At 46.1% G+C, this 23,213-nt stretch carries 16 protein-coding genes and 1 pseudogene; 12 read left to right on the top strand and 5 right to left on the bottom strand.

Translation table 11 applies throughout. The annotated features are described in order from the left end of the window. The first annotated feature begins 8 nt into the window (after positions 1-8). From WKT20_RS07770 to WKT20_RS07735, 8 genes are all read left to right on the top strand, one after another. Entirely contained in the window at positions 9-221 is a 213-nt protein-coding gene (locus WKT20_RS07770; protein ID WP_230329123.1) for a hypothetical protein, read from the top strand. A 4-nt stretch (positions 222-225) separates the two neighbouring features. Beyond that, positions 226-654: a hypothetical protein gene (locus tag WKT20_RS07765; protein ID WP_340417145.1), complete on the top strand. Its 429-nt coding sequence runs from the start codon at positions 226-228 to the stop codon at positions 652-654. Positions 655-851: 197 nt separating this feature from the next. Further along, positions 852-7,373, top strand: a complete 6,522-nt coding sequence (locus tag WKT20_RS07760) for a hypothetical protein (protein ID WP_340417144.1) — start codon at positions 852-854, stop codon at positions 7,371-7,373. Positions 7,374-7,853: 480 nt separating this feature from the next. After that, positions 7,854-9,158, top strand: coding sequence for a reverse transcriptase domain-containing protein (locus tag WKT20_RS07755; protein ID WP_340417143.1), 1,305 nt, complete (start codon positions 7,854-7,856; stop codon positions 9,156-9,158). Continuing rightward, the gene (locus tag WKT20_RS07750; RefSeq protein ID WP_340417142.1) at positions 9,155-9,640 is read left to right on the top strand and encodes a DUF4376 domain-containing protein; all 486 of its coding nucleotides are present in this window, start codon (positions 9,155-9,157) and stop codon (positions 9,638-9,640) included. The genes WKT20_RS07755 and WKT20_RS07750 overlap by 4 nt, the downstream gene beginning before the upstream one ends. 207 nt (positions 9,641-9,847) lie before the next feature. After that, positions 9,848-10,090: a hypothetical protein gene (locus WKT20_RS07745; protein ID WP_195349257.1), complete on the top strand. Its 243-nt coding sequence runs from the start codon at positions 9,848-9,850 to the stop codon at positions 10,088-10,090. Positions 10,091-10,161: 71 nt separating this feature from the next. Continuing rightward, the gene (locus tag WKT20_RS07740) at positions 10,162-10,800 is read left to right on the top strand and encodes a thymidylate synthase (RefSeq protein ID WP_340417141.1); all 639 of its coding nucleotides are present in this window, start codon (positions 10,162-10,164) and stop codon (positions 10,798-10,800) included. A 98-nt stretch (positions 10,801-10,898) separates the two neighbouring features. Continuing rightward, entirely contained in the window at positions 10,899-11,756 is an 858-nt protein-coding gene (locus tag WKT20_RS07735; protein ID WP_340417140.1) for a DNA adenine methylase, read from the top strand. Positions 11,757-12,019: 263 nt separating this feature from the next. Here WKT20_RS07735 and WKT20_RS07730 read toward each other — a convergent pair. The 5 genes and pseudogenes from WKT20_RS07730 to WKT20_RS07710 form a co-directional block, all read right to left on the bottom strand. Then, positions 12,020-12,640, bottom strand: a pseudogene (locus tag WKT20_RS07730) (CatA-like O-acetyltransferase, family 2). Positions 12,641-12,704: 64 nt separating this feature from the next. Further along, on the bottom strand, positions 12,705-13,526 hold the full coding sequence (locus tag WKT20_RS07725; protein ID WP_340417139.1) for a helix-turn-helix domain-containing protein: 822 nt from the start codon (positions 13,524-13,526) through the stop codon (positions 12,705-12,707). Between the two features lie 96 nt (positions 13,527-13,622). Continuing rightward, entirely contained in the window at positions 13,623-13,922 is a 300-nt protein-coding gene (locus WKT20_RS07720) for a helix-turn-helix domain-containing protein (protein WP_340417138.1), read from the bottom strand. 11 nt (positions 13,923-13,933) lie between these two features. Continuing rightward, a complete protein-coding gene (locus tag WKT20_RS07715) occupies positions 13,934-14,809 on the bottom strand; it encodes an RloB family protein (protein ID WP_340417137.1) in 876 nt (291 codons plus the stop codon). 10 nt (positions 14,810-14,819) lie between these two features. Next, positions 14,820-16,100 (bottom strand): AAA family ATPase, encoded by a 1,281-nt coding sequence (locus WKT20_RS07710; RefSeq protein ID WP_340417136.1) that lies wholly within the window; start codon positions 16,098-16,100, stop codon positions 14,820-14,822. A gap of 330 nt (positions 16,101-16,430) precedes the next feature. Here WKT20_RS07710 and WKT20_RS07705 point away from each other — a divergent pair, with 330 nt between their 5' ends. The 4 genes from WKT20_RS07705 (at position 16,431) to WKT20_RS07690 (ending at position 22,405) form a co-directional block, all read left to right on the top strand. Further along, positions 16,431-18,959 carry a hypothetical protein gene (locus tag WKT20_RS07705; protein WP_340417135.1) on the top strand — a complete coding sequence of 843 codons (2,529 nt, stop codon included), beginning with the start codon at positions 16,431-16,433 and terminating at the stop codon, positions 18,957-18,959. Positions 18,960-18,965: 6 nt separating this feature from the next. After that, complete coding sequence (locus tag WKT20_RS07700; protein ID WP_340417134.1) at positions 18,966-21,155, top strand: hypothetical protein; 2,190 nt, start codon at positions 18,966-18,968, stop codon at positions 21,153-21,155. Between the two features lie 366 nt (positions 21,156-21,521). Continuing rightward, positions 21,522-21,788: a hypothetical protein gene (locus WKT20_RS07695; protein WP_340417133.1), complete on the top strand. Its 267-nt coding sequence runs from the start codon at positions 21,522-21,524 to the stop codon at positions 21,786-21,788. A 416-nt stretch (positions 21,789-22,204) separates the two neighbouring features. Then, complete coding sequence (locus tag WKT20_RS07690) at positions 22,205-22,405, top strand: hypothetical protein (RefSeq protein WP_340417132.1); 201 nt, start codon at positions 22,205-22,207, stop codon at positions 22,403-22,405. Positions 22,406-23,213: the final 808 nt, after the last annotated feature.

Raw genomic sequence — 23,213 nt, 5'->3', positions numbered from 1 at the left:
CCACCGCCGTGGCGGAAGCCCTGTTCAATTACGGGAAAGACAAACCGGTAGGCCGGGACGAGAAGTTCAAGGCTTATGTCCTATGCCAGCGTATCATCCAGGGCGGGGGCGTGCTGGATTTGGAGAGTGAAGACGTCACCCTGATTAAGGAGGTGTGCGGTGAGAGTCTGACAGCCGGAGGCTATGGGCAAGTGTATGAACTTGTAGAAAGAAAGGAGTAGCGGTATGGCATTTACAGAAGAAGAAAAACAGGAAATTCTGGAAGTCGTCAAGGCGGAGTCCAAGAGTGTCGAATCCCTTGAGACGGTCGGCTCGCTGAGCGGGGTCAAATCCCTGCCGGGACAGAAAGGTGACAAGCTGGTGAACGTCCCGATCACCTTACTGAGCAAGCCGGCCGATGACGCGGCGGCCCGGGCGATCAAGGCTGCTGAAAGGGTGGAGGAACTGGCCCCGGAAATGGAAGCGGCCACCCAGGAGACAAAAAAGGCCATTCAAACGGCGGGTGAATCGGCGGCAAAGGCGGAGGCGGCCGCGAAGAAGGCCGAGGATGCGATAGCCCAAGGCTACAAACATAAGGAGATGAGTGAGGAGGAGTTTGAAAGTCTCCCGGAAAAGGACGGCAAGACCATTTACCTGATTTACGAGGAGGAATAGGTATGATAAGTGTTGGAAACAAAGAGGTGACGGCCATCCGTGTAGGCGAACGGGTGGTGGCGACGGTCTATATAGGGGCCAGGCTGGTTTGGCAAGCCATCCGGAGCTGTTTCGGCGCGGGCTTTTGGCGCGGTGACAAACCCTGGAGCCGAACGGATGGCTGGAAACGGATGAAATAACTTTTAAAGAATAACGATATGGCGAAAAAAGTGTATGACGAGGACGGTCTGGATATGCAGAAGACCGATTGGTCCGGTGACGAATCCACGGGTAATCTTCCGGTGAGCGGCCGGTTGGTGGAGAACTATATCAAAAGTATTGATGACAAGGCCACCCCTACGGAGGAGCTGGCCGCCGGTGAGACGAAAGCCCCCACGAGCGGCGCGGTGTTCGCCTCGCTGGTGGGTACCGTGACGAATATCGACGTGACGGACAGCGAGGACGGCACTCAGTACGTGATGACAGTCACGCAGAAGAATGGCGAAGGCGGGGAAAGCGACAGGGAGGTGCGCTTTTCCAAGTACACGGACGATGACAAGGTGGTGGTGAATATAGACCTGACCGATGCTTCGGGTTCCTCCTTGCCCGCTTCCCAGTATTTGTCGTTGGGGACCGGTTTCGTGGTGAGATATGCCGTTGGCGTGGGCACGGCCGGTGGCGGCGAGGTGAGTGGCTACAGCGACCTGAAGGCCAAGGTGGTCGTAAAACGTGGCTCCACGGTCCTTTCGGAATTCCAGGATGCGGAGTTTGTCGGCGTTACGGCCGGTCAGAGCTATACTTTTGACGCGTCGCCTTACCTGAAGGATGCCACGACCTACACCGTGCAGGTGGAGGCGCAGGCCGGTTATGATGGCGGTACGCTGATGAAAACCGCTACCGCCAGGGTGACGATGGTGGCTATGGAACTAAGTACCACTTATTCGGTTGGGAACGGACTGGCTGACGGGGGATACCGGAACGACGTGAACATCCCATTTACTGCTAAGGGAACGAGTGGCGAGAAGAACATCTACTACCGTATCAACGGCGGGCAGCCCTATACGCTTGGCCTGTCAGCCGGTTCCGGTGTCCAGCAGAAGAACGTCACCGTTGCGCTGAGTGAAATGCGGGAGGGCATGAACGTGGTGGAAGCCTATGCGCTGCACGAGAACTCCGGCGTGGTGAGCGAGATACACTACCTGACCCTGCTGAAAGCCGGGGAAGGTGTGACGGCCTATGCCGGCATGATGTTCAACCACCGGGCGGCAGGATTCCAGCGTGACTGGAAGCACCCCGTACTGGAGGCAGAGCAGTTCACGGCGTGGAACTTCACGTATGCCGGCTATGACAGGGATGCGTACACGGCCCGTGTGAAAGTGACCAGCCGGGGCAGTGTGGTGAAGGAAGACCTGCTGCAGCGCGGTGAGACCGGCAGCTACGGGCGGACGAACGTGAACGTGGAACCGCTGGATTACCGTGTGTCGTGCGGTGATGCCGTGCTTGAGGTGCAGGTGAACACCACATCGCACCCCGACATTGAAGCCACGCTGGCACCGGATGCCGTGTGCACGTTCGATGCCTTCGGGCGAAGCAACACGGAAAACAACCCGGAAAGCTGGGTGAGCGGGGACAAACGGATGGAATTCCGTGATGTGCTGTGGAGCGTGAACGAATACGGCGCAGGAAGCGGCTGGCACAAGGACCGCCTGCTGCTGGCCGGCGGTGCGGGCATGACACTGACGGCAGACGGCGGTTATCGCCCGTTCAATGAGGCGGACAAGCCCGAGGGTTTTGCCATCTGCGACGTGGGCATGACGCTGGAGATAGAATACAGCACGGCCAACGTGACTGACACCGACGCGGAGCTGATCACCTGTCTGGGCACCCTGCAAAACGGCAACCGTTACGGGCTGGTGGTGACCCCGGAGGAGGCGAAGTTCCTTACCGGCGTGGTGACGGAGGCGATGGATGCCGGTCAGGTCCTGCGCTATGAGGACTCGGTGGGTACGAAGTTTGAACCCGGTAAGAATATCCGTATCACTTACGTGTTCTACCCGGACGTGGAGACCAACGAGCAGCGGACGCTGATCGGCTTCTATGTGAACGGGGAGGAGTCGGCCGCCTCGAAGTGGCTGGACAAGGTGAACTTCGACATCCGGAGCCAGCTGGAGTTTAAATCGGAGGGGGCTGACCTGAACGTGAAGAGCGTGCGCATCTATAACAAGGCGCTGACCTCGGACGAGGTGCTTAACAACTACATCGTGGACCGCAACCATCTGGAGGATGCCGACGGGGAACCGGGCGTGCGCTCGCTGGATGAGGACAACCGCGTGCTGAACGAGGGGGACACGGTGAGCATGGAGAAGCTGATGGGACTGATGAAGAAGCGGCGGAACTCGATCCTGGTACTGATAGGCACGGGCAGCGTGGGCAGTGAGGTGCCAAGCGAGAGCGACACGCTGAACGTGATGGACGCGCTGGCCCAGCTGAACAACAAGAAGGCCAACAAGCTGTGCCGGGAAGTTAGATTCTACAACGGTGAGAACCGGGCGCTGGACTGGATAGCCCGTGACATTTATCTGCGTATCCAGGGTACCAGTTCGGTGAACTATGCCCGCAAGAACCTGCGCTTCTACTTCCAGAAGACAGCCAGCGGTTACACGGCACGGATGAGCTACGGCGAGATAGACGGTAACGGGCAGCAGAGCAACCCGACAGCTACGGAGGGTAAGAAGAACCTGTTCCGACTGCGGGACAACTCGGTGGGGGCGAAACTCGCCTGTGCGAAGTGTGACTTTTCGGACTCCTCCATGACCACCAACACCGGTGGCGCGAAGTTCATCCATGACGGCATGAAGGAAATGGGCATCCTGACCCCTGCCCAGCAGTATGCCGCCGACCATGCGGATACGTGCAAGGAAGACATACGCTCGGCCATTGACGGCTTGCCCTGTGACCTGTTTGTGGCAAAGAGCGTGGATGAGGATCTGACCTACTACGGCCAGTACAACATGAACAACGAGAAGAGCGACAGCTACCCGATATTCGGCCAGGACAAGACCATCGGCGAAGAACAGTGGGGGACCGGTGATACGCTGAACTACCTGCAGGCGAACGGCGACCGGCCGAAGGAATACCTGCCCATCTGCATCGAGACGTTGAACAACTCGAACGACCTGTGCCTGTTCCGCTGGCTGCCGTCCACGGAGCCCGACCATACGGATTTCATGGATTTCAACTTTGACGGCGGTTTCGAGTTCAACCATCCGAAAGACGTGTTCTGGAACGATGGCGGAGGTGATGCCGAAGAAGAACCGAACATCAAGGAACACCTGGGCACCGGTGACAAGTACGACAAGATGTACAAGGCGCTTGACCGCATGATGAGTTTCCTCTATAAATGCGTGAAGGAAACGCCTGCCGGCAAGAATCTGACCTATAACAAGGAGACGCACACCTTTGACGGGGTGGACTATGAGGATGACGGCAACAAGTTCCCGACGGCCAAATGGGCGAGCCCGACCTTCAAGGCGGAAGCCGGGAAGTATTTCAACCTTCCCAACCTGGCCGCCTACTACCTGTATGTACAGTTCAACCTAGGTGTGGACCAGCTGGCGAAAAACATGCTTGTGCGGACGTGGGACGGCGTGATGTGGTGGATAACCTATTACGACGGAGACTGCCAGCTGGGTTCGGACAACAAGTCGTTCCTGACCGGGAAGTATGATGACAACCGGCAGACCAAGCGGGACGGTGCCTATGTGATGCAGGGACACAACAGCTGGCTGTGGAACCTGATACTGGGCAATATGGGCAATCTGCTGGAAGAAGTGATGACCAGGGGTGTGAACGGCGGTACCAGCTTCATGAGTGCCTTCAGCATCCAGAAGGCAGTTGACCATTTCGACACCGAGCAGATGAAGAAGTGGTGCAGCCGGCTGTACAACAAATCAGGCATCTTCAAGTATGTGTATCCGTTCCTGAACGAGATGCCGGTGGGGGCTGACGGTGCCAAACAGACGTATCCGCAGATCTACGGTCTGAAGGGTTCGTTGAAAGCTCACCGTAACTATTTCATCCAGCGCAGGTATGACCTGAAGCAGGTGGAGTACGGTTATGTCTCTACGCTGGGCGCCCAGTTCTACCAGAGTACGGCATCGCTGGACAAGGCATACAAACTGAAGCCGATGCAGTACCGGCTGACCATCCCGTACCGTGTGCAGCTTTCCACCAGCAACGGCGTGCAGGCCGACAGCGGCGTGGTGGATGCGGACGTGTTCCACTCCCTGCAGCTGGCCCGTGCCTTCGGTGAGAACGACCCGCTGAAGATTATCGGCGCGGCCAAAATCAAGGAGCTGGTGTGGCATGAGGACGCGTTCGCCATCGGATTCAATTTCGGCTTGCTTACCTCATTGGTTAAACTTGACATGAGCGTGGAGAAAGCCAGCGGTTATCGTAACGGTTCATTCATGGCCTCGACGAACGGCATGCTTCTTCTGGAAGAGCTTAATATGCGCAACAACCTGCTGGCACGGAATGGCGATAACGGCAACGTGACGACCTTGGACTTGAGCTGGCAGGGACGGTTGAAGAAGCTGGACGTGAGAGGCACGGGGCTTACCCGCGTGAAACTTGCCACCGGTGCGCCTGTTGTGCAGTTATGCTTGCCGGAAACGATAGAGGAACTGTTTCTGGAATATCTTCCCAGGTTGGCAGAGAGCGGATTGGTACTGGATGGCATCGGTAACGTGCGAGGCTACCGGTTCATGGGTTGCCCGGGCATTGACGGGTTTGCCATGCTGGAACGTCTTCATCAGGCCAAGTTGAACGGTAGCGGTAAACTGGAGCGTTTTGTCCTTGACATCGATATGGAGGATGACGGCAGGCTGCTCGGGAAATACTACGATTATGGTACCTATACCTCCACCGGAGCGATAGACAACCGGCATTCCGGATTGCGTGGCAGGCTCTGCCTGACAAAGTACATGGATGACGAACAGGCCGACCGGTATCGTGAGCGGTATCCGGAACTGGAGATCGTACAACCGGCCTACAGCATCATCGAGTCGGACGAAAGCGCTCCGGACGATGCCAACATTTCCAACCCGGACAACGAGACCGGTTATAAGTATGGCAATACTTACGTCATGAATGCCCACGTGGCGGCGATCCTCAAGAAGCGCCACCGTGTGCTTGCCAAGGTGACGAAAAAGCCCACGAGCCGTAAAGTGGAGATGGCGGGCCAGACGGTTGACGTGAACAATCCGGACGGCGAGATGACCTATTGTCCGTTGGATGATACCAGCAGTAATAAATACTACGATGGCAGCGCAGCCAAACTTGACAGCAGCGAGGGCGACTGGATGATGTACGAACCGTTCTTTTGGTCGAAAGGTGTCAATGACTACCTGAACGAGAAATATTACAGCTGTTACAGTTCCAACGGCCCCGACGATATGCCTCCCATCCCCGAAGTAACCGTTTTGACACTGGATGATATAAAAGAGACCAAGGACGGCTACTTGGCGGAACGCAAACTACTGAGTGGCAAGCCCACGTTGAAGGATTCTTATAGCACGGACAAGACTTATTCGGTCTGCAAGGTGGATGTGCAAGGTTACAAGCGTGTGCGTTTTCCGAGTGTTCCCGGCACGGGTCTGGTCGGCAGTCTATTTGTAGACGGCTCTGGAAACGTAGTCAAAACCATCGTGGTTCCAACGATCGGCTTGAAGTTCGAGGCGGGCATGTACTTGATATCGGATGTTCCGGAGGACGCCACGGCCTTGCACTTCTCGATCTTGAACACGGCCGAGTTCGACAAGGTCGTTCTTTCCAACTCCGACAAGATCGAGGATATGGAGCCCGATTGGGTGGCCAACGAGGAACATCTTTGCGCCGTGGTGGGTAGCAGTGTGGTGGGTAGCAAGTTGCGTTCATGCGTAACGGGTAATTCCACGACGGCCAGCATGAACTGGATCGACTTTCATTATTACTCGGTTCAGCGCGGTATGCAACAGATAGACGCGTTGATGCACTCCCGTATAGCGAACTTGTTTTACGCAAGATATGGCCGTCGTGACAGCCAGGAACAGTGCGGAGGCGGTCAGCATACGAACAATCGTATCACGGGCGGTACGGCGGGCTACGGCATGCAGGATACGATCGGTTATGATGAAGCGTATAAAATAAACGACAAGATCACGAATTCCATCGTGGACGGTTCTATCCACCAGTACGCTTGGTATCGTGGGCAGGACGAGTATGGTTCTCCGACCGTGACTCAGGTAAACAATATCAGTTGTCTGGGCTATGAGGATATCTACGGGCATAAGTACGACATGATGGACGGCGTAGATTTACCCAATGACAGCGCAAACCAGGGCAAGTGGCGTATCTGGATGCCGGACGGTACGACCCGTATGGTGAAAGGCAAGACCTCGAGCGACCAGTGGATAACGGGTGTCGCCCATGGCAAGTATATGGACGTGATACCAGTGGGAACCGCAAACGGTTCGTCCAGCACGTATTATTGCGATAAATACTACATACCTACCGCAGCCAGCCGTGTGGTCTATCGCGGGTGCTACAATGCGAGCGCGCATGGCGGTGTGTCGAATGCGAGTGCGAATGTCGATGCTTCGCACACGGTTGCGGGTGTCGGCTCGCGTCTGGCCTTCCGCGGTCGGATCGTCAAAGCGGAAAGCGTGGAAGCGTACAAGGCGATAGTCGAAAAGGCATGATCGAAAACGGGAGCGAAGCGACAAAACGTAAAGCGTTCTCGTTCCCGTTTGTGTGATCCGAAGCGAACGAAAACGGGCGTAAGCCCGTCGAAAATATAATATCAACAGTGTTTCCGCATGAAAAATAATACCTTTGTATTCCAAAGGGTGGCGTTTCCTTTAAGCCGTGTGGTTTTTCGTGGGTACAATAACTCGAATGCGAATGGTGGTGTGTCGTACGCGAATGCGAATAACGATGCCTCGAACTCGAACTCGAATATCGGTTCCCGTCTGAACAACAATCGAAGGAAATTAAAATCGGCGTACAACACCGGGGACTTGTCCCCACCGTGGAGCCGAGGGGAACAAGCCCCAGTAACAGCGGCCCGGAAGGGTTGGAAAACTGAGAAATCAAGCGTCGGGTAGAGTTTGGTAGGCCGCAAGGCTCGAAGAAGTCAGGCCCGGGAGATTGAAGGCCGTGTGGCCGTAATGTGATATGATATGCGTAGAGAAGGTTACATAATAGAAGAGATTATAGAACCGTCCAATATGGAGGATTCCTTTGATCAAGTCCTTCGCGGCACTAAAAGAAAGCGTAGCCGCCAAGGGCGTTACCTGCTTGCGCATAAGGAAGAAGTATTGGATGAACTGACCGCATCGATCGCATCCGGAAGTTTCCGGGTGAAAGATTATCATGAACGGGATATAGTGGAAGGTGGTAAGTTACGGCGTATTCAGGTACTAAGCATGAGAGACCGTATCGCCGTACACGCTATCATGACCATCGTAGACAAGCGTTTGAGGAAACGGTTTATCCGAACCACTTCGGCCAGCATCAAAAAACGTGGCTCGCACGATCTGATGGCGTATATTCGCCGTGATATGAAAGAAGATCCGGAAGGCACGCGGTTCTGTTATAAGTTTGACATCAAGAAGTTCTACGAAAGCGTGAAACAAGATTTCGTGATGTATTGCGTGAACCGGATATTCAAGGACAGGAAGCTCATCGCCATGCTGGATAACTTTGTCCGGCTGATGCCTGAGGGTATCAGTATCGGCCTGAGGAGTTCACAGGGACTGGGCAATTTGTTGTTGTCTGTTTATTTAGATCATTTTTTGAAAGATAAGTACGGTATCCGTTATTACTACCGCTATTGTGATGACGGTGTCGTGCTCGGTAAAACGAAAGAGGAATTGTGGAAGATTCGTGATGCCGTCCATGAGCGGATAAACTCTATCGGGCTTTCCATAAAGCCAAATGAGAGGGTGTTCCCGGTGGGTGAGGGCATTGACTTTTTGGGGTACGTGATTTATGCTCCGGACCATGTCCGGCTCAGGAAGCGTATCAAGCAGAAATTTGCCCGAAAAATGCACGAGGTAAAATCGAGAAGAAGACGGCGTGAGCTGGTTGCCAGCTTCTATGGCATGGCCGGTCACGCAGACTGTAATATGTTGTTTAAAAAATTAACAGGCAAAGAAATGAGATCATTTAAAGATTTGAACGTTTCCTATAAGCCGGAGGACGGCAAGAAACGTTTTCCCGGCACTGTGGTAAGCATCCGGGAACTGGTAAACCTTCCTATCATAGTGAAAGACTTTGAAACGGGAATCAAGACAGAACAAGGCGAGGACCGCTGTATCGTGAGTATCGAGCAGAATGGTGAGTCCAAGAAGTTTTTCACTAATTCGGAAGAAATGAAAAACATCCTTGCACAGGTAAGGGAAATGCCGGACGGTTTTCCGTTTGAAACAACCATCAAGACGGAAACGTTTGGCAAAGGTAGAACCAAATACGTGTTTACATGAAACGAGTAGAAGGAAGTGCCGGTGTATCGCTGCTGGAATGCACGAACCCGGTCAAAAACAAGTGGCGCATCCGCTGGGACGTGCAAAAGAAGGAAGACGATTCCGCTTCTTACATGGAAGAGGAGTTTAACCATAAGCCGACCGACGAGGAGATACGGTCAACGGTTACGGCTTGGTATAACCGGGAGACTGACAAGGCCATCCTTTCGGGATTCATATACGAGGGTATTCCGGTATGGTTATCAAGCGAGAACCAGTTCAACTACAAAGCTGCATACGATCTTGCCGTCCAAACGGGAGGGCAGAACCTGCCAGTGACGTTCAAGCTGGGTGCGGATGATGAGCCGTATTACAGGATGTTTGAAACGGTTTCAGACCTTCAGGATTTCTACGTGAAAGCGATGAAGCACATACAAGATGCGTTGTCTGAAGGATGGAAGAAAAAGGACGCATTAGACTTGGCTTTGTATGAAGCCGGGTAATGGATGAATCCCTGCGGGGGAAGGGATAGAAAAAAAGCCCCCGGCCTGTTAAAAATCATCTCACCTACTTTTAACCAAAAACGCCCATAGCGCACGACCGGGGGCATATACCCTCTGCCGCGCTATGGGCTTTTTTTGGTTTATTATTTGCGCAAAGAATGCGCATTTGTAAGTGAGATGATGCAAAGGTACTAAATTTTTGTTTGTATGAAAGTGATAGAGATATTAAACTTCAATCGTGAGTTATTGACGAGGCTTTTAGAATCCGGTATCCGTTTGGAAGATGTCCGGTATGTCAATCTGTATACAGATTATTTTCACCTACTCAGGGCAGGTGAAAAAATGACGTATATCGTGGCGATACTTGCAGAACGGTACGGTATATCCGAGCGCAAGGTCTACGGATTGATAAAACGTTTCCAAAGTGACTGCAAGCCGCTTACAGTGTGAAGCATGTAATTCATGGCGGGTAGGAGGGAGATTCCGCTATCTTTACTCGTGCAAAACAAAAAGAATCAGCCATGAACAAGTATTACATGATCCTGGACAAGATACTTGGCCGGGGAAAGACTCAAAGTAACAAGAAAGGAAACATTAGATACCTCCTGAACGAACGATTGTCCTTGTCCCCTTTGGACTTGCTGGACATATTCGAGGGGCATAATATTGCCCGCCGGAAACTTCGTGATGAGCTTCAATTGTTTATGAAGGGGGAGAGGTCGGTAGAGAAATACCGTGAAGCCGGTATAAGTTGGTGGGATTATTGTGGAAGTATCCTTATAAACAGTTATCCGACCTATTTTGAGCGATTACCGTCTCTGATAGAGAAAATAAACCGGGAGAAACGTTGTAGTAAGAATTATGTGCTGTTTTTGGGTGAGACCGGTGCCGAAAGCAATCAAGTGCCATGCCTTAGCCTGGTGCAGTTCCAGATAGAAGATGACGGCCTGGTGCTGTCTGCTTACCAGCGCAGTTCCGATGCCAACCTGGGGCTTCCGGCTGACATATACCATTTGTACCTGATCGCACGGCAGATTGACCTGCCGTTGAAGTCGATCACCTTGAACCTGGGAAACGTGCACATTTACGAGAATAACATAGACAAGACGTGCCGGTTGCTGGCGGGGGAGGAAGGGGTCCGTTTTGATCTCAATGTATAAGAATCGCTGCAACCCTCGTGCAGCATGCTACGGTCGTTTTCTTTAGTCAATAGGGATAAAAAGGGGATTTTTGCAATCCTTTTTTAAACCAGAAGCAAATGAGAAGACAGTATCTTTCAGCCCCTCTTCCTTTTCAGGGGCAAAAGCGAATGTTCGCAAAAGAATTTATCAAGGTGTTGAAACATTATCCGGATGACGCCGTGTTTGTAGACCTGTTCGGTGGTTCTGGCTTGTTGTCGCATATAACCAAGTGCCAAAAGCCTGATGCCACCGTTGTATATAATGACTTTGATAACTATCGACATCGGTTGGAGAATATTCCACGCACCAATGCCTTGCTGGATAAGATTCGGGAGGTGGTGGCATCTGTTCCCCGTCAGAAAGTCCTACCTGAAAAAACAAAAGAAGCCATCCTGTCCCTGATAGAACAGGAAGAAAAAGAGCGTGGTTACGTGGACTATATCACGCTTTCGACCTCCCTGCTCTTTTCCATGAAGTATGCCACTAATTTGGACGGATTGCGAAAAGAAACATTTTACAATACCGTGCGTAAATGTAACTATGATCTTTGTCTTGACTATTTAGATGGGCTGGAGGTCGTTTCATGCGATTACAGGGAATTGTTCAGCAGGTACAAGGATGTCCCGAATGTCGTGTTCCTGATAGACCCGCCGTATCTTTCCACCGAGGTCGGCACCTATATAATGAACTGGGGGCTTTCCGATTATTTAGACGTGTTGCAGACGCTCGTAGGCACGAACTATATTTATTTTACCTCCAATAAGTCATCCATCATCGAGTTATGCGACTGGATGGGCAGGAACAATACCATAGGAAACCCGTTTACAGGCAGCGAGAAAGTGGAGTTTAATGCGCGCATGAATTATAATTCCTCCTATACAGACATCATGCTGTTTAAGGATGTGGATAGGACGGAATACAAAGAGGCAGCATAACTACTATGTAAAGATACGATTTTTTGCTAAATTGGCAATGGGTTTTTAAGTGATATTTTAGGAGAAAATTCAATAAAAAAGCGTCGTTCAAACAGCTTTCAAAAGGCGTTTGAACGACGCTTGTGTTTTGACCGGATGGTGGGAGTAATCGGGATTTTTGAGCGCATTTCGTTTTTGCTTCAAAAATCGCTTTTCGTTTTTCACGACCATCGCATTTCGTTTTGCGGGATTTAATTGGACAAATACATTGTATATTCAGATATTTATTTTGACAGATTGTTGATTTCTGATTGTATTCCATCTAGAAAACGAGAAGCGTGCGCTCCATCCATTTGGGTATGATGGAATTGAAAGGAAACGGTGAGCGTGGTCTTGAAGAAGCCGTGTTTGTATTTTCCCTAGATTAGAAAAGGATTGTTGAATATTCCGCTATACATGCCTACTGCACCATCAATTTCATATTGTGCCAGAGCAGAGGTGCCAATCACCATGCTGTTTGTCAAATCATGATTGACGCAACTGTCTGCGACCTTTTGGGTCAGCTGAAGATAGTTTTGATTGAACAAGGAGAGGTCCTCAGAGAAAGGAATGTCACAAGAACTGACTTCTCCTTCTTTGTTGGCTACAATGGTATTTACGGCTATGCTGTCGTATTGCATCAGTTTGCCACCGACGGGAAGCAGATAAAACTCCTTGATGCGACAGGCTGCCTTGCCGATACAGTAACACATGAGCATATTGAATTTCAGTCCTCTTTTCTTACTGACTTGAACGAGACGGGCCACATGGAGCATTTTAAAGAATGTCACCATGGGCATGGGTGCGTTTATCCACATTTCGAATGCGAATGCTCTGCTAGTTTCTAGTGGGTTTACTTCTTTCATCATCACTGCTTTTGGGGTGCAAAAGTAGTGATAGCATCCCGTCTGTGATAGAACAAAAGGGACATTAAACGGGATGGGTGAATAAGTCTGAGTATGGACTTGTCATTTCAAGAAGTGACCTGGGAGTATATCCACAGTGCTTTTTAAATTCGCGAATATAGTGCGATTGGTCTGCATATCCGCTAGCTAATGCGATTTGTGCATGGTTTATTCCTGTACTTTTCTGATGCTGTAAGAAAGACAATGCTTTTTGCAGCCGAACGATATGCGTGTATTCTTTGGGGCCCATGCCTACAAACGTCTTGAACTCTCTCTCAAACTGTTTCCTGCTGAGACAAGCCATGGATGATAATTCGTTTACAGAAACTTGTGGAGTCTTCAGAATCTGGGCAAGAGGTTCGTTTATTCTTTGAAATTTATATTCAGTACCCATACGCATAGTAGAAGCCTGTGAAAGCAGCCACCTTTCGATGTACTGAATGCACAGATTGTTGTCTTCGCAGTCTAAAATCCGTTTGGATAATTCAATCAAGCTCTTATTCTCAATATCAAATCCGGATACCTCCTGATTATAGAAGGAAATGGTAGGTATATTCAAGAACAAATTCAAGGTATGTGATTGAAAGACAACAACAATCATTTCAGTATGGCCATTTGCATAGATGTGGGATGAGAAATTGACTTGTCCGCTGATAGTGAGGGTGTCTTGCCATATTCCCAATTCAGGTATAAGCAATGGAGTCTTTTTGTGAAATATGATTTGCGGACAGCCAATAGGAAAAGTAAAGGTATTTAAAATCTGGTCGCTTTTAAATACCCAATAGTATCTAATGTATGGCTGCAATGTCTGGCATGGTTTGTAAAAATGAAAGGTGTCTTGAATCATTTCATATATAACAGCTTAGGATGGTCATGAGATTAAAAAAAAGAAAAGGTTATCTATGGTGAATAATCCTTTTCCTTGAATGACTTAACCATATCCTTAAACGGATAAGGGGCCATGAGGTACTTCCGATTGGCAGACAGTAATGATGGGTTCACCCAGTACATCTTCAATGGCCATCAACTTATTGAGGCTAAAGTTGTAAGTACCTCGCATCCATCTGCTGATTTCGGACTCTTTCTTTCCCAGACGCAGTGCAAGGTCTTTCTGTTTCAGACCTTTCGCTTTCAGTATCTCGTGTATTCTGTTCACGATTTGGAATGATAAATCGACTATATGTCTGATTTTTGGATTCACCTTTCGGCGTCTCGCTTCGATGAGATTGCTCTTTTTCATCATTTAGGTAAGATTTATTTTATTATTTGTTCAATCCGGCTGATTATTTCAGGAGCGTGCATCAAGGGCTCGCGGTCGTTCATTTCAATGATGGTTCCGTCGGCAAAGAAACAGAACAATTTTGCTTCTTTGTACTTCAATGTGCAACAGAGTTGCTTGTTGTCTTTTTCCTCCCAATAAACATGGAGTTGCTTGTGCTGTTCTATTTCATGAGAAAGATAGATGGGTCTTCTCAGATGTTCCGCCAGCATCGTCCGGATCTCCACGAATTTCTGCAACAAACGAAAGAAGTGGATTGCCTTGAATATTTCCGAATAATTGGCAATTTCATTCGCTACCGGTGTGTATTTACATGAGCGGATGGCATAGTCAATCGCCTGTGCCCGTTTGGTGGTATCCATCAGGATATTCTCACGAAAGAACTGATTCTTCTGATAGTACCTGGCGGTTTTGTCATAACCGGGTAGAACTTTCTCTACAGCCGGGCGCAATGCTTCGTAGGTTTCGTAATTCGTACGGACAAAACGGTCGGCCAGATGATACAGGAACCAAAGTTCAATGCAGGGATGGCTTTCTATAAAGATGACTCCCTGCTTTTTGTATTTTTCTTTAGTCGCCAGATAGAGGTTGTATTGTTCCTTGTTGTTGACCAGCGTATCCGTATCAATAACCAGAAACAACGCATCTGCCCGTTCCTGTGGTTTCTTCTTTAATTCCTTGTCAATCAGTTTCAGATTCTGCTTGTAGGAACTCCGGCTATTCTTGGGCACCTCGGGTACCATGGAGAATCGGAACCGGTTGTTTGTTCTCAATCCGTCAAAGTAGAACCATTCCGTAAAGCCTTCCCCGTAGATTTTGATTGTATATTCCAATGGTCTGAACTGTTCCATACCTTCTCTTTTAGTCATTTAGAAAAATGCTACCCATATTGGGCTTGGCGCCGAGTTTGCCTGCGCGGTAAGCATTCAGTATGGACACTTCCTTATGCAGGCCGAAATCCTTGGCACGATAGACTTCCGTAGCGCCCGACTGATTCTTGTTGGCAAAATACACCATATCCCTGCGGATGTACTCCTCGTCCAGCAACATGAGGTTGTGGGTGGAAAAGATGAGCTGCCCTCTTTCGGAATTGACCAGGAAGGTTTTCAGAATATGGGTGAACAGGTCATAGTGCAATGAACTGTCCAGTTCATCACATACCAAAATCTGCTGGTTCTTCACCATGGTATAAAGCAAGGCCGAAAGTCCGTACATGCGGTTGGTTCCGTCCGACTCATCTATATTTGATAAATCTCCGGTATAGAAAGGAGTCTGGTGGGTGAAAAACAGTTCCTGCTTGGCCAGGTTGTCGGTCTGCGGTTCAGGCAAATGGAGAATATGCGCAATCTGTCTGACTTTTTCGAGTGTTTCTGCTGCCACTTCTCCTTTTTCTTCCTTGATATACAAGTCCGAAATGTTGAAGTCCGCCTTGTTCAGCATTTCACAGATAAATTTTTTACTCTCGCTGTCCAGACGCACCACATCGTTGGCAAACTGTTCCAAATCCATCCGGTTGTCGAGCATGGGCAGGATCGTTCTTTCCAGATATGCGCACAGATTGTCGAACAGCGCATTCCTTTCCACATTGGCATTCATGTAGGTGGCCAGCACACTCATATTGGGTAGGCAGTTGGATTCCACGAAAAGCTTTTGCGTAGCCGTCAGCTTCAGCAATGGTCCGAAAGAGATGGTAGAGTTGCCCTTTTCTTCTATCCACTTGCGTTCAAAGAACAAGGCACGGCGGCTGTTGGGATAGAAATAAAGTTCCTCCTTGTAGATTCTCATTCCGTCCATTTCCACAAAATACTCATAGCGGATGTCGCCGATATAAAATATCAGCGTAAAAGAGGAGCGCTGGTTTCGGCTGTCCGCATCCATCAAGAAAGGTGTCAGTCCCGTACCTGAAGTGCTTTTGCGCGGACGGTTCAACAAAACGTAATAAACCAGCCACACCAGGGCTTTCAGCAGATTGCTCTTTCCGGAGGCATTCGGGCCATAAATCACTCCCAATTTGGATATGCGTACATTCTTGATTTTTACCACCGCATATTCTTCATAGGTCTTGTCAGCCGACGCTGTAAAGTCCAATGTTTGTTCTTCCCTTATTGAGAGGTAGTTTTTGACTTTAAATTGTAGAATCATATTATTATAGTGTTATTTTCGTAAGATATTTGCAAATATAGGCATTAAAAACAAGAATGACTAATCTTATCTCTGTTTTTATCTGACTAGTTGGGCGAATTTTTGATAATAAATACTGTGATTTGAACTTAAACATCTGCCAAACGCTATTTTACTGCTAAAAAAATGGGATGTTTAATGTTTAATGATTAACTTTGTAGGTGATACAAGGCGTGTGTCAGAAACTGATAGTTATAATTGAAACAAAAGTAATATCATTAAACAATCAGTGAGGTAGTGATTGGTGATGTAATAATTAAATCCTGCAAAGAAGTTAAGACTAAACCAAATATGGATTTGAATATTATCTTCTATGATGAAGACCTGACATTTTCAGCAGAGAATTTCGTATTGTCCATTCACAACAAGAAAGAGGAGAATGTCTCATACCTTCAACCAAAACAAATGTTGAAAAGCCAGAATGACAACACCCTTTCGTTTGCTGCAAACCGTATCATTCTTTTCCTGAAGAATTTTGTTCAGATAGTAGATAAACATGCGGAAGAGTATGCTAGAATTGAGAATGAACTCCGTAAAAAGAAAAGCTACGAGACTTCTGTAGATCTTGAGGGTGAGCGTGCCTTTGACCATATTATTAAATATATGGGTATAAACGAAGGTAATACAGAATACCGTCAGGCTCTACAAGAGTTACGTTGTGGAACAAATTTTGAACCTCCTCACTCAAAAAAACAGGAGATCGAGAGTAGATCTATCTATGATAAAGGTATAAGTTTCATAGAAGTGTACTCTCTTGACAATGACCGTTATTCTTGTTGTTTCGATTATCACGAAATGAGGTGTATGCCTGAGAACGTGTTGCTCGATATGGTCAACCATAATCGAGTAATCATGTGTAGTGCTACGGCTGACAGTCAGAGTCCAGTTCACAACTACGACTTCAACTATATAGCCAAACAAGGCGTAAAGGTTGAGAAGATTGACAATGATGCATTGCGAAGAATCGAAGATTATATAGCCCTCAATTATGCCAATCCTGACGTAAAGTTCTCAATTTATAAAGAGGAAAATACAAATCCAAAAGAAAAGATTGAGGAGTATCTTGGCAAATGTAATCAAGCTGTCAAAGATTGTCTTGACTTCGTTTCTGCCGACAAGAACACCTTTGATAAGAACAATTCTGCCAGAATGGTGAATATGCTGAGTCACTATATGGATTTTATTGAAAATCCTGACGCAAAGGCATGGCTCTATTTTCAGCCATTCTCATATACAGGTAAGAGTAGTATCGGTATAAAGAAGGCATTGAACATTCTTCAACAAGCAAGAATAACCAAGCTTGGAGAAAAATTCGACAATGATTCAATGGATGAACATGCCATTAATGATGAGAACACACGCAGACATTCAGATATATATCCTAAATTGAATGTCTGCTTCCTTAGTGGAGAGCATTTCAAGAGGGACTTGGAGGAAGTAGAGAAGTTGTTGAAGGAAGAACCTAAACTTAAGATGTTCTGCTTCGTATGTTATCAGTCAGGTGCAGTGGGCGTAAATTATCTGTTTGAAACGGATAGCAATTACAGAAAAAAACATTGCCTAGAAGCTCCAAATACCAAAGATCGTAAAGATACACGATGCAATTTCGATGGTATCATTATGGATAAGCCCACAAACTTTATCCCTCTGATTGAAGTAGATGACTACCTAAAGGCTTGTATATCATTGAGTATATTGGGTACAGACAACCAATTAGAACTCAAAGAAAAATCTGATTTCCAACGTGCATTGCTTCGACGCAGACACCACCGTGTTGTTGATGAACTGAGCGAAATCATGAAAGGTCGAGAGATTCAAATCAAAGCTGCATTGAAAGAAACTCCTGCTTTTGATGCTTTTTGCCTACGGTGGGCTGTACAATCTTTGGGGCGTATAACTCGCTCAACCATCTACAATAAGTCAGTTCATATTGCTATTGGTGAGGATATGGCTTACTCAATGGTAACAGCAAAGAAACCTGAGATACAGACAGACCTGCTCAAACATGTTTTGAAAGCTATCAATGAAAATCAAAATATCATTGATCGCTTTGAGGGCAAAGAGGAGGAATCGGATATTACGTTCAACAATGATGAGCATCGTAGAGATAGATACATCAGTGAGTTGGTTGGTATCAGTTTCAAGGGTACAGATAAGTATGCCTGTCAGATACGTGAAAGATTACATTCGATACGTGAGTATGTAATGAAATATCCTGAATTTGAAGATAGTAACGATATTGAGCCGTCAATGCGAATGTTCTATATCCAATCTGTTGAAGCACAAGCAAAAAATCGAAGTTATTCAGATACCAGTGTACGTCTGGATGCAATCATGAAGCAAGGGTTCATCAGACAATACTTTGAGACTAATGGATATTGTACGTCTTGGAAAGGTAAATCATGGGTTATTTCGCCACAAGTTATTCAACAGGTATATATAGGTTACTTTGGAGAGCAAGTGTTCAAGGCAATTCTTGAAAATGCAGCATGTAATGTAGGATCACTTCCTGAAAAAATCTGGGAGCGTGCTGACTGGGTAGTCAATGATAAGTTATATGTGGATGTGAAATTTATGTCTGATAGTGACTTTAATCAGCATGTCAATGCCCAGTCTTGGGAGCGAAAAATTCGAGAATGTGGTGGTAGCTATATTGTAGTCAATGTTCCTCGATATGCTGGCAACTATTCATTTACTCATACCATACAACTTGAAAGTGGTGTGAACCTGCCAATCATCAATGGTCTGATTGACGTTGAGACAGGTGCTATCCTTGATAAAAACATTCAGGCAGTCCTCGAAAAGTTAAACATCTTGTAAACAACTATGGAAAAGATAAGAACCAATCATATAAAAGTCGATTTCCTTTGGGATGAGTTCCTGGAAGATTTCGACTTGTACAAGATAGAATACTCCGATTCCTATGACTTTGACAACAACTTAGGTATTTATTGTAAATTGGAAGGATTATGCCCTAATAGTGCTGTCTGTGCGTTCAATAAGATGGTCAAAGAAGGAAATGCAAATGCCCCAACCAAACATCGCATATTCCTTTTTGCATCGGCAAAGAAGGAAGGTATCACTACAGCCATGCTTCAGGAACGGCTTGAGAAGGTTAATGTTAAGATAAAGCAAATCAGTTACAATCCAGGCTATAGGGAAGGAATTTATCCACACAATATGCTTAACCTGATGTTATCCATGATGCCAAATAGAGACAAAACTCTAAGTTATGCACATGGTAAGCTCATCTGTGGAACTTGCAGTAGCCTGTATAATAAAGGTAAAAAGCAAGGTGAAGAACTCGGTTTACAGTTAGAGTTTGCCTATGGTGGTTTGCTTCAAGCCCATACCAGTACCTTTGCAGAGGCTGATAAGGTTGAAAATTCCAAGAAGAAGGATTCTTTAATTTACCATCTGGAATTTGGTGATGAACGCATATACTTCTCGTCACAAAAGAAGAAAGGAACCAAAGAGTATTATAATCACCCTTCCATATTCAGAAAGAACAATAAAAATCGTATTCCATTCTTGGATTTCAGTGATATTGACCATTTGGAGGAATCACAGGCTTATATTATTTCTTCTGTACTGAATGATTTTTTGATTACATACTCTAAATATATTTCGGTAGATCCTGTTGTTTATAATGCTCCTCAATTATTACAGTCGCAAGAAGCTGAGTTTAAGAATGAAGATGAATTAGTTCGTAATATGCTTTCCTCTTCCTGGATAGACATTTCATGTCATGCCAAAGAAGAGGGCGTAGAGGAACGTCGTGCTTTGATAGAGGACAAATCGAAAGTTTATATTAACAAGTTGTTTAAGACTGGCTTTGAAGGTACTTTCGTCAAGACCAAGGGTAAGAATAGAATCTGTATTCGTATCGTTGGAGATAAGGATCAAGAGGCTGAATTGTCAACTGCAAAGCGAATGTCAAAAGATATACATCGCCTTCAGGAGAAGTTGGATCTTCAGGAGAAGCTGATTCCTGTTCAAGATTCAATGATAGGTTCAGAGATAAATGATGCGACAATCAAAAATATTTTTCGTCAAATTCTGATTAAGGAAAACTGTCTGCAATCGACTTTGCCACAAGCGATGATTGAGCGTTTTAAGGGATGCGTTATAACCTATGCAGAAAGTAAGGTTAAAAGCAAGGACTACTACTTTGTTCAAATGGCTATTGATAATGATGGTCAGCTTTCCTATAGAGATATTGAGAAAAAAATACCACAGGATGGTGTTATCTCTGTACTAGACGCAAACTTCGAGATGCGTGAATATCAAATACCTGACTTTAAAAAGGGATATAACAAGGATATTGTCTATTGTATCGAGAAGGATGGGGTTAAGTATAATATTTATGATACAGAAGAGTATATCTTCCCGGAATTGGATGAGATGATTCGTGCCTTGAAAGAATTAAAGGACACTATTGTGCCAGTCGAAGCATACCAACTGTTGATGGACAATGTTCAGTCAGCAGATGCAAAGGCATTGTGCCGACAACGTATTCGTGAAAACAAGGATGGTGTTCTACACAATCAGTTCTATAAGGATGTTAAGATTATTGGAAAAGAAGACGGAGTTACAAGGAATCTCATGCGCTTGGTAACTAAAGAGTATGACATCAAGCAAGGTCAGGACTTCCGAACAGCTTCTCGCCGTGAGGAAACTCTGGGTGCTTGTGTCAATGTTCATTATTGGAAGTATTCACCCAATACATGGATGTATTGTGCAGGTCCAAATCCAAGTGGTAATTTTAGCTCTATTGGTAATAAGGTTCATGTTCGAAAATTGGTTTGTGATAAGACTCCTGATGAAGCATTTGTTAATGAGTTGATTTATTCATTGGGCGATGGTTGGAATAAGATAAATGAGTTTTCTGTTCACCCTTCAATTTTCAAGTTCCTGAAGGAAAGATTGGAAATGTATAAGGTGAAGGAACAACTCGATGAAATATCCCAAAAGGATTCAGGTAATGAATACATATTTGGTAGAACTGATAAGTGACCAGGATGAACAAGTCTCAATATATGTAGATGCTTATGATGAATCAGAAGTTATAGATGTCACCATGCTTGAAAATGGTGAGGTCGACTGTGCCGGTCAGATTTGTGAGGCAGCACTGTATTGGTGTAAACAATAATCCATTGAGAAGGTCATGCCATCAATCGTAACAGATGCATTCGACTATAACAACATCATCAGGGTTCTTGACCTTGATGAACGATTCGTTTATCATCAGATGAATGACCTTCTGTCAAAATACTGGAGAATCTTACAAAAGACAAAACCAAAAGTGTTGAAGATTTATGGACCTGTTATGGTTAAGGGTAATCGTGGAATTGACTACTTGATTTACATGCTTAGCTGTGAATGGGTAATAAGTCAAAAACAGCGAATGCTCGATTATATGTGCTTTGGATTGTACTTCAATCGTGTGGATTCCATCTTGTCGGATTCCTATATCTTGATTCAAATCCTTTGGCAAAGGCTGAGAAGTGTTTCTATACCCCTCACTTTTTTGACCGTTACAAAGAGAGAACAGGTTTGTCAGCAGACATGTCGAAGGTGGATGTGATGAAGGATTGGATTATGAAGAATATCCATCTTAATTCAGATGCTCAGAGCAGTGAGAAATAACTAGATGGCATCTTCTGTGCTTATTCAAGTGGTATTGTTCTTGATCGTGAACTACCGGATGGTAACAGTGAAATGAAAATCTTCATCATTTATGAAATGCTCCGAAGTGAGCAGGTCGAAAAGGGAGAAGCCTAAAGCAAGGCAGCAAGAAGAGCAAGGTCATAAGAATCGTAATGACATAGATGAAAGGCTTGCCAGATATAAGAAGGCAGGATTGATGTACTGATAAAACATAAGGACCATAATGAGAATACTGATATTCGATACAGAAACAGGAGGTATAAATCCTTATGCAAATGACATATGGCAGTTGTCATTTCAAATTGTTGACGGTAATACTTTCCAGGCAATACGTGAGGTTCCCATGGCCAGAGAATAAATATCGTGTGCAATAGGGAGCTATTCAAGTGAATGGTTTGACAGAAGAGTTTCTTGTTACACAGGTTTTGTCTGATCGATATGAAGCACTCAATGATTTTATAGATGAATTGATTGAATGTGATTTGTGTGTTGCTCATAATGGCGATTTTGACAAGAACTTTTTCAATGCTAGAGCAAGACGTGAAGGAATCGATCCATTCGAGTGGCTGCAGATGATTGATACGATGAAGAACTGAAAACTTGTGTCAGCTTCCATCACTTTAAATTGTAGAATCATATTCTTATCGCTGTTTTTGTCCGGATAGTTGAGCGAATTTTAGACGTAATTGCCGCTATTTGAACTTTAACATCTGTCAAACACTATTTTACTATTGAAAAAGTGGGATGTTTAATGTTTAATGATTAACTTTGTAGGTGATACAAGGAGTGTGTCAGAAACTGATAGTTATAATCGAAACAAAAGTAATATTATTAAACAATCAGTGAGGTAGTGATTGGTAATGTTGCCATCCAGTCATTACGCTTGAAACAAGAAAAAAGACTGTGCTCATTTGTGTGTACACTAAAAAGGCCACAATTCAGACGAGGTTGCGGTTGAAGTCCATACACTTCACATACACCAGCTATTGTATGGGCTGATATACAGCATTCAATTGCTGCCGTCCACGCTGCAGTTGTAGAATCCTGATTTTAGGCCGATTTTAGAGCGAAGTGAACGTAAAACGCATACACTATACATACACTAAATCAATAAGTTAGTGATTATCAGATGCGTTTTAGAGAGGCTCAAGCTGCGGTTGAGGAATAAATCCTCAAAAAACGGCAGTTCGTACACAGTGAACGCTAAACGCATACACTATACATACACTAAATCAGTAAGATAGTGATTATCAGATGCGTTTTAGAGCGGCGCAGGCTGTGATTGAAGAAAATTTGTAATTTGATGATTTTTTAACATAAGATGCCATCCCGTAAGAACTTGTATTTTCTTTCGGGATGGCTTTTTTGTGGGTTTTCGCTAAATTCGTATCTTTGGCAAAAAAA

Origin of the sequence: Phocaeicola sp. ICN-14070 (assembly GCF_037892625.1) — a bacterium.
GTDB lineage: Bacteria > Bacteroidota > Bacteroidia > Bacteroidales > Bacteroidaceae > Phocaeicola > Phocaeicola plebeius.
The sequence above is the reverse complement of the archived record's forward strand: the minus strand, read 5'-3'. Positions and strand labels throughout refer to the sequence as shown.

Bases quoted from the DNA above. Each gene is read 5' to 3' on its own strand.
- WKT20_RS07735 (WP_340417140.1), top strand. From the start codon at position 10,899: ATGAGAAGACAGTATCTTTCAGCCCCTCTTCCTTTTCAGGGGCAAAAG.
- WKT20_RS07710 (WP_340417136.1), bottom strand. From the start codon at position 16,100: ATGATTCTACAATTTAAAGTCAAAAACTACCTCTCAATAAGGGAAGAA.
- WKT20_RS07740 (WP_340417141.1), top strand. From the start codon at position 10,162: ATGAACAAGTATTACATGATCCTGGACAAGATACTTGGCCGGGGAAAG.
- WKT20_RS07765 (WP_340417145.1), top strand. From the start codon at position 226: ATGGCATTTACAGAAGAAGAAAAACAGGAAATTCTGGAAGTCGTCAAG.
- WKT20_RS07705 (WP_340417135.1), top strand. From the start codon at position 16,431: ATGGATTTGAATATTATCTTCTATGATGAAGACCTGACATTTTCAGCA.
- WKT20_RS07695 (WP_340417133.1), top strand. From the start codon at position 21,522: ATGGGTAATAAGTCAAAAACAGCGAATGCTCGATTATATGTGCTTTGG.
- WKT20_RS07745 (WP_195349257.1), top strand. From the start codon at position 9,848: ATGAAAGTGATAGAGATATTAAACTTCAATCGTGAGTTATTGACGAGG.
- WKT20_RS07720 (WP_340417138.1), bottom strand. From the start codon at position 13,922: ATGATGAAAAAGAGCAATCTCATCGAAGCGAGACGCCGAAAGGTGAAT.
- WKT20_RS07750 (WP_340417142.1), top strand. From the start codon at position 9,155: ATGAAACGAGTAGAAGGAAGTGCCGGTGTATCGCTGCTGGAATGCACG.
- WKT20_RS07725 (WP_340417139.1), bottom strand. From the start codon at position 13,526: ATGATTCAAGACACCTTTCATTTTTACAAACCATGCCAGACATTGCAG.
- WKT20_RS07715 (WP_340417137.1), bottom strand. From the start codon at position 14,809: ATGGAACAGTTCAGACCATTGGAATATACAATCAAAATCTACGGGGAA.
- WKT20_RS07760 (WP_340417144.1), top strand. From the start codon at position 852: ATGGCGAAAAAAGTGTATGACGAGGACGGTCTGGATATGCAGAAGACC.
- WKT20_RS07700 (WP_340417134.1), top strand. From the start codon at position 18,966: ATGGAAAAGATAAGAACCAATCATATAAAAGTCGATTTCCTTTGGGAT.
- WKT20_RS07755 (WP_340417143.1), top strand. From the start codon at position 7,854: ATGCGTAGAGAAGGTTACATAATAGAAGAGATTATAGAACCGTCCAAT.